Source organism: Gelidibacter sp. (assembly GCF_039916245.1).
Classification (GTDB): domain Bacteria; phylum Bacteroidota; class Bacteroidia; order Flavobacteriales; family Flavobacteriaceae; genus Gelidibacter.
In genome coordinates, this window is sequence record NZ_JBDSLS010000291.1 from 1 (window position 1) to 6,848 (window position 6,848).

Annotated in this window: 6 protein-coding genes; 1 reads left to right on the top strand and 5 read right to left on the bottom strand. The window is 36.3% G+C overall.

All coding sequences use genetic code 11. The features are described from left to right. Positions 1-452 precede the first annotated feature (452 nt). The 5 genes from ABIQ28_RS14740 to ABIQ28_RS14760 form a co-directional block, all read right to left on the bottom strand. On the bottom strand, positions 453-893 hold the full coding sequence (locus tag ABIQ28_RS14740; RefSeq protein WP_348038637.1) for an SRPBCC domain-containing protein: 441 nt from the start codon (positions 891-893) through the stop codon (positions 453-455). A gap of 14 nt (positions 894-907) precedes the next feature. Next, positions 908-1,342 (bottom strand): VOC family protein, encoded by a 435-nt coding sequence (locus ABIQ28_RS14745; protein ID WP_348038639.1) that lies wholly within the window; start codon positions 1,340-1,342, stop codon positions 908-910. A gap of 524 nt (positions 1,343-1,866) precedes the next feature. Further along, on the bottom strand, positions 1,867-2,406 hold the full coding sequence (locus ABIQ28_RS14750) for an SRPBCC family protein (protein WP_348038641.1): 540 nt from the start codon (positions 2,404-2,406) through the stop codon (positions 1,867-1,869). 278 nt (positions 2,407-2,684) lie between these two features. Then, positions 2,685-3,122 carry a VOC family protein gene (locus ABIQ28_RS14755; protein WP_348038643.1) on the bottom strand — a complete coding sequence of 146 codons (438 nt, stop codon included), beginning with the start codon at positions 3,120-3,122 and terminating at the stop codon, positions 2,685-2,687. A gap of 24 nt (positions 3,123-3,146) precedes the next feature. Beyond that, the gene (locus ABIQ28_RS14760; RefSeq protein WP_348038645.1) at positions 3,147-3,575 is read right to left on the bottom strand and encodes a VOC family protein; all 429 of its coding nucleotides are present in this window, start codon (positions 3,573-3,575) and stop codon (positions 3,147-3,149) included. Positions 3,576-4,219: 644 nt separating this feature from the next. On the opposite strand from ABIQ28_RS14760, the gene ABIQ28_RS14765 reads away from it, so the two are divergent. Continuing rightward, complete coding sequence (locus ABIQ28_RS14765; protein WP_348038647.1) at positions 4,220-5,992, top strand: ABC transporter ATP-binding protein; 1,773 nt, start codon at positions 4,220-4,222, stop codon at positions 5,990-5,992. Positions 5,993-6,848: the final 856 nt, after the last annotated feature.

Below are 6,848 nucleotides of genomic sequence, written 5' to 3' on the forward strand. Positions count from 1 at the left end.
AACATGGCGTTTTATATTCACAAAGTGCGGCTCCTGTTTAACTTGATTGATGAGTTCAGTGAAGCCAGAAAGAGCATCATCGGTTTTGGTAGGTTGAATTGTATATGCAACGAGCACAATTAAATTAACCGTGGTGTTTTCATCTTTCATGATAATTCTTTATAATTAAAAGCAGTATTGTCAAGAAAAGAATCAAGATCGCTTCGCTGTTAGATCCAGGAATCAAGACACAAACCCCAAAACACTTAAAGCATAGATTTTATAAATTTAAATTTACTAGGAAATTAGTGTTTTATTAGCATTTCCCAAAAATGAAAAATGTTGACATAAACGTACATAACGTTTAAAATCCTTTATCAGCATTATCTTTTGAAGGCCGACGAAATTTTTAACTGGACAACAATAAAATAAAGTTGAAAAGAAATAGGGAGAAACCTTTAAAGTGGTCTGTTCTATTTCTTTTTCATAAAATCAAATGCACCTTTTCGAAGTTGTACGCCATACTCCAAATAGGCCTTCATACAGGCAAGGAAATTTGCCCATCCCCCCGAATTTTCTAAAGCCCATTTAAGGTTTTCTTCATTCATTTCCTTTCCGTTTTCGTTAACTCTTACGATGGTGCTATTGTCCTGTGATTTTTCCAAGAGGATTTTCACAACGGTCTCAGGATCCCAAACAAAGGAAATGGATCGATTGGCTTCAATTTTAATTTCTTTAATAGTAAACCTATCTTCAAATTCAGGGAATTTCCATAGCACTTCTTTTCCTGATTCGAGTGGCCCGCTACTTTCTGAAATAAAATATTTGGTCATTATTTCAGGATTTACAATTCCTTCAAAAACCTCTTCCACTGGTTTTTGAATTTGAATGGTCGCCTTAGGTTCTAATTTCATGCTATATGCCTTTTTTAATGTTGCTGTTGTGATTCAAAATTTACCATCCAATTGACACCAAATTTATCGGTAAACATACCGAAATAGGCTCCCCAAAAAGTGTCTGCCATGGGCATAGTTACTTGCCCGCCTGCTGAAAGTCCTTTAAACAGTTTGTCTGCTTCTTCTTTACTTTTAGGGTTTATTGAAATTGAAAAATTATTTCCTTGCACAAATGCAGGACCACAATCTCCACCTGTATCACTACCCATCAAAATGGTCGAGCCAATTGGCAAACTAACGTGCATAATTTTATTTCTGTCGGCTTCAGCAACTGTGTGATTGTCTCCTGCTGGCATATCGCCAAATCGTCCGATATAGGTGAATTCTCCGCCAAATACGGATTTGTAGAAGTTAAAGGCTTCTTCACAATTGCCGTTAAAGTTTAAATAGGTGTTTATTGTTGTCATTTCGTCGTATTTTAAATTCAGTTAATTTTCTGATAGTTTTTTTAGTTCTTGATATGCCAAAGTGAATATTTTATTCATTTAGTCAACATATTGCTCAACAGTTGACACATGGACTGTTAAGTTCTGTACTGTTTTCTATTGCTTTTATCTCATAACTTTCTAATGCATTTGTCCAGATTTACGAAGCTGCATCTAATGGTTCTTCTTCAAAATCTTTAAGTTCACCCAAATGTTTAAAAACCAATAATACATTGACTTTAAGTTTATCTATAACGCTGTGCATTTCGTCCCCGCGTGGCGTGAGTAAGTGGATCTGTTGCCTTGTTCAAAGCTGTCCGTTTTCTATTAACTTCCTTTAGAAAAAACGGAAGTCCACTTCTTGTTGTTGTTTTGTTCCCAGAGGGATTTACAAACTTTTTCTGTGGATGCTTTTATTTTGATTTTGAATGTTAGGTTTTGCATCTTATTTATTTATTGTCCCAATAAAAATCATTGCAATCTCGGTTACTACACTCTCTATGATTTTATTTTTCTAACTCTATTTTTAATTTAGATAATCCAGATTGTAAATCATCGCCAATCATTTTTTCAAAATCCATAAATAGCAGCCAGATATTGGTAGGATAGTTCATATGTCCGTTAAAGCCCCAAGTTACTTTGGTTTGATTATAGGCAATACTTTCAGTGGTCATAAATGCAGGTTCAGTAGCTTCAAATGGTTTCAGAAAACGAAGTTCAAAATCTAGGCGTTCACCTTCGTTAATTGCTTTTATTTCTTGTTCTCCCCAACCCACTTCGTCGTTATCGCTTTCCCATCGTGCCACAAAACCAACTGTTCCGTCAGTTCCACTATATGATTTTTTCATGTAAGGGTCAATGCTGTTCCATTTACTATAATTGTCCTGATTTTTCAGATATTTTATGTAGTCAAACACCTCTTGTTTTGGCTTGTTGATGACTATTTCTTTTTGAACTGTATAATCTTTTTTAACAAAAAGTGCCACAATTAAAGGCAATGCAATAATGACTACAAGTACGATTAAAATTTTCTTTAAGATTTTCATTTTTAAATAAACATTATAGGTTGGTTAGGTTTTAGTTATCATAACAACTGGCTAAGTTGATTTTGATATGCAAAGTGATACTTTTTGCAAGTGGTTGTTTGCTAGTAGCCATTGTTTTTCTTGGCGCTAACTATAAAAGTACAACATTCTATTTGGAAATATAGAGGGATTTTATATTGCTAAAAAATATAGTTTAGACTTATAAGCGCTCATTTTTTACATGACTAACTTAATCAGTCATTTTTCCAAGCTACTATTAAGCAGCTATTGTTTTAGGTTTATACTTTACCATTTTGCTTCGGGTCAAAATTGATCATCCATTCAATCCCGAACTTGTCTCTGAACATCCCGAAATAGGAGCCCCATGGACTGTCGCCAATAGGGACTTCAATAGCACCACCGGCTGAAAGTCCATTGAATATCGAGTCGGCTTCTTCCCGACTCTGTGCGTGAACAGATATTTTAGATCTGTTTTCATTTTCATTGACGCGACCCATACTTTCGGGAACGTCATTGGCCATCAGAACATTATTGCCAATAGGCAAAGCAATGTGCATTATTTTATTGGCCTCCTTTTCTGCAACGGGATATTCTGGGCTGGACATATCTTTGAAGCGCTTAACCAGCGCGAACTCTCCGCCAAATACAGATTTGTAAAAATTGAAGGCTTCTTCGGCATTGCCATTGAAGTTGATGTAAGGATTGATAAGTGCCATAATAATAATAATAATAATAATAATTTAAGGTTTAGTGTCATTCAGGTGTTCCTTTGGGAATTTTGAAATGTCCATATAGAATATTTCCCACGTATGGCCATCAAAATCTTCTATGGTTCTTTGTTGCATAAAGCCATAGTCTTTCATTTCAGTCGGTTCAATGCCACCTGCTTTTAAACCGCCTTTCATTATGTTGTTCACGGACTTAATGCTGTCTACTGATAATGAATAAAGGGCTGCTAAATTGGCTTTGGTGTCAGCAATGGGCTTGGTTGCAAAGGATGAGAACTTTTCATGGGTCAAAAGCATGACAAAAATGTTATCACTCCAAACCATACATTTCCCAGAGTCGTCAGAGAATTGTGGATTGTTAGATAAACCTAGTGCAGTGTAAAACGCCATGGACTTTTCGAGGTCGCTTACTGCTAAATTGATGAAGATTTGCTTATTCATGTGTTAATTGTTTAAAGATCTAAATTCAGTTAATATGTTTAGCGTTTTGTTTTGCTCTCATACGTTTAGTTAGTCCTTTCGTTAGGAAAATTAAATTGCTTTCTTGTCTGTTTTATCAATTCGCGAATGATCATAGCCAGGACTCATATAAACGTTCCTTTTTTAGAAGCTATTTAATTTTTGTCAAATTAGAGAGGGAGTTTAGCCTTCTAAAACATGAATTCAAGTGTCTGAAAGTTTGGGGAGATAACAAAGATACCATTGCCGACGCAATTTTTATATATCTCTTCTGTTAAAAATCAAGAGGTTAACAAGAAATAGATGGTGTTGACAAAGTGTTTTATGAAAATCCGATTATTTTCTTTTTAATTTTATAAAACTCATGCGTTAATAAATGAGTTGGAGCTTCAGTTTTTTGTCTTGAAATTTGATGAGGTTTTGATTCCTTGGGAGCTTCACTCGTTCAGACAAAGACCAGTGTCAATTATGTGCAAATTATCATGGAAATATTGAAAATCTTTAATTCTCTGAAGACGCTATTGGTTAACTCTATAAATTTTATAGTTCATACGTTTTTGATGAGGTTTGCGCATTTAAGCTTTCATTTATCAGTATTTTTACATCACTACTATTTATAAGGAAACATGCAGCATCTTAAAGAAACAGCGAAGGATACACATAAGTCACAGCCTAAAATCACAATGAAACACGCTTTCAGAACGATAATTTGGCCACGACGAAATATTGTTTTTATTGGTTTAATCCTGATTGTGATACGGAGTTTGTCCGGTTTGGTTTTACCGTGGCAGAGTAAAGTTTTGTTGGATGACGTGGTGCCGCACAAAGACTACTCACAATTATATACCCTAATCGCTATAGTCATAAGCGCCATAACCATTCAGGCCGTAACGTCCTATTTGTTGACCAGAATATTAAGCGTACAATCACAATATTTAATCAGCGAACTGAGATGTCAAGTACAGAAAAAAGTATTGTCCCTGCCGATCAGGTTCTTTGATAATGCCAAATCTGGTGCGCTTGTTTCACGGATAATGAACGATGTTGAAGGTGTTCGAAATCTGATTGGTACAGGTCTGGTACAATTAGTGGGCGGTTCCTTTACCGCTATTGTATCCTTGATTATTTTGATAAAACTGAATGCTTGGATGACACTCTTTGTATTTGTGCCCCTGTCCATATTTGGTTTTATTGCCTTGAAAGCCTTTAAATTTATTCGTCCAATTTTTAGATTGCGGGGAAAAATTAATGCCGAGGTCACTGGGCGGTTGACCGAAACACTTGCGGGCGTTCGTGTGATTAAAGCATTTAATTCAGAAAAACAAGAAAATATTGTTTTTGAAAAAGGGGTTGACAAATTGTATCAAAATGTCAAAAAGAGTTTAACCGCAACCGCTCTGATGACCAGTTCTTCCACGTTTTTAATTGGCGTCGCTACCACTGGAATTATGGGAATTGGGGGTTATTCGATGATGATTGGCGAAATGACCGTAGGTGATTTTTTATTCTTCACTCTAATCCTTGGTTTTATGATCGCTCCGATTGTGCAAATGAGTGATATCGGAAGTCAGCTCACAGAAGCATTGGCGGGTTTAGATAGAACGGAAGAACTGATGAATATGACCGCGGAAGAAGATGACAAAGAAAGAACGATTCAATTGCACACTTTAAAAGGCGATATTGAATTTAAGGATGTTTCATTTTCTTATGCTGAAGGGAAAGAAGTGTTACATAATATAAATTTTAAAGCGCCAGCGGGTTCTGTGACTGCTTTGGTAGGGAGTTCAGGCTCGGGGAAATCGACCATTGCAGGATTATCGGCGACATTTTTGACCCCAATATCGGGTAAAGTCACGATTGATAATCAGGATTTATCGAAAGTTAGACTAAGCAGCTACCGACAACATTTGGGGGTTGTTTTACAAGATGAATTTTTATTTGAAGGCACTATTCGTGAAAACATCATGTTCCCAAGACCCAATGCCACTGAAAAAGAATTGCATAAGGCCATAAACACAGCCTATGTCAACGAATTTACCGATAGGTTTGATGATGGTTTAGAAACCTTGATTGGCGAAAGAGGGGTAAAGCTTTCTGGTGGTCAACGCCAACGCTTAGCGATAGCTCGTGCTATTTTGGCCAACCCAAAAATTATTATTTTGGACGAAGCTACTTCAAGTTTAGATACCGAAAGTGAAGCATTAATTCAGAAAAGTTTAGCCGAACTCATAAAAGACAGAACCACTATTGTCATCGCCCATCGTTTAAGTACCATTAAAAAAGCAGATCAGATTTTGGTCATCGAAGCTGGCCATATTGTAGAACGTGGCACTCATGACCAATTAATTGCTAAAGAAGGTCGGTATTATGAATTATATACCTATCAATCCAAAATATAAATCATTGGGATCGTGCAGTTTATATTTTCGATTGGGTTGCCATTTTATAAGTTGACGCCGTGTCAGCGACTGGTGTTAAGCTGCATAATAGAATGTGGTAAGTTTCTTTTTGAGATAATTCGTCAGCGACTTTTTTAATTAAAGCCACAGTAAGTAGATTGTGTTTTTTTGAGTAAAATCTTTTCCTGCCGATTGGAAGATTCTGTGGATTTTAAATGAGGTTGATGCCTAAAGTTTTTTAAGTTTGAAATTATAATTGGAGGTGTTTTTTTAGCTTTCGCTTAAACTTTGTCGGTATGGTAGTTGACCTTATGAATACTCAACCACAAAGAATTATCAAGCTAATAATACAATGCGTGAAATTAATGCTTTTGGTTTTATGGGGTGGGGGTTTATTATAGATCAGTCACGGTACTTGTTGCAAATGAGCGCTAGCCATGGCAGTTTATTTCATTAGGGCGTTTGGTTCCCCGAAAAGGGTAACCACCGCGCTCTCGCCCCTCACTTTTTACGGTCGCTATGGCGCCCATAAAAGAGTTCAAGCAACGGGCTCCATCGCTAACGCGGCTTAGTCAGAATTTATAAAATGATAGCGATTGTATTTAAAGGGGAGCATTCTCTTTATACTAAAGTCCATCATGTCTCAATTATGAACTAGCGTTTGTTTGCATTGGTTCTGTAAGAAATCATATTTAATCATAAAAAATCAGCGTCATCGGCGTTCCATTCGTTCAGTTCATTCAAGTGTCAACTCTTATATAATAAGGATGGAGCTACAATTTCCATATAATATAAGGAACAGTCAATTTCATTATGGCATTTGGTTTCCTGAAAAGGTCCACCACCATGTTCTCGC

What these genes read in the sequence shown, in the direction of transcription:
- ABIQ28_RS14740 (WP_348038637.1), bottom strand. Translation starts at nt 893, where the DNA reads ATGAAATTAGAACCTAAGGCGACCATTCAAATTCAAAAACCAGTGGAA.
- ABIQ28_RS14745 (WP_348038639.1), bottom strand. Translation starts at nt 1,342, where the DNA reads ATGACAACAATAAACACCTATTTAAACTTTAACGGCAATTGTGAAGAA.
- ABIQ28_RS14750 (WP_348038641.1), bottom strand. Translation starts at nt 2,406, where the DNA reads ATGAAAATCTTAAAGAAAATTTTAATCGTACTTGTAGTCATTATTGCA.
- ABIQ28_RS14755 (WP_348038643.1), bottom strand. Translation starts at nt 3,122, where the DNA reads ATGGCACTTATCAATCCTTACATCAACTTCAATGGCAATGCCGAAGAA.
- ABIQ28_RS14760 (WP_348038645.1), bottom strand. Translation starts at nt 3,575, where the DNA reads ATGAATAAGCAAATCTTCATCAATTTAGCAGTAAGCGACCTCGAAAAG.
- ABIQ28_RS14765 (WP_348038647.1), top strand. Translation starts at nt 4,220, where the DNA reads ATGCAGCATCTTAAAGAAACAGCGAAGGATACACATAAGTCACAGCCT.